The organism is Pseudomonas sp. SIMBA_067 (assembly GCF_046534675.1).
In the GTDB taxonomy this organism is placed as follows: domain Bacteria; phylum Pseudomonadota; class Gammaproteobacteria; order Pseudomonadales; family Pseudomonadaceae; genus Aquipseudomonas; species Aquipseudomonas putida.
This window is the reverse complement of record NZ_JAWRYH010000832.1, coordinates 1-255: the sequence shown is the minus strand read 5'-3', so window position 1 is coordinate 255 and position 255 is coordinate 1. Positions and strand designations below refer to the sequence as shown.

Here is a 255-nt window from a genome sequence, read left to right as displayed (position 1 = left end):
CCTCGGTTGCGCCATCAACGCCCATGGTGATCTGTTTGGCACGACCGGCGATCTCCTGCGAAGGTGCCTGACCGGTCAGCAACACTTTGCCCTGATAGGCCGTGGCGATAATGCGGGCATCAGTTTTAATCTGCTGATCTTTAGCCAGCGCGTTAGTCACGCGTAGCTCCAGCGTGCTGTCATCAACCTGTGTACCCACCGAGCGTGGATCGGTGGCCGTTTTAGTGGCAACCGCTGCGCCACCCGCCACAACCG

General features: G+C 59.6%; 1 protein-coding gene. It reads right to left on the bottom strand.

Annotation, left to right across the window (positions count from 1 at the left end; all coding sequences use genetic code 11):
- The coding region (locus tag SB765_RS31530; protein WP_410932743.1) for a BON domain-containing protein at window positions 1-199 on the bottom strand (199 nt) is incomplete at its 3' end.
- Window positions 200-255: the final 56 nt, after the last annotated feature.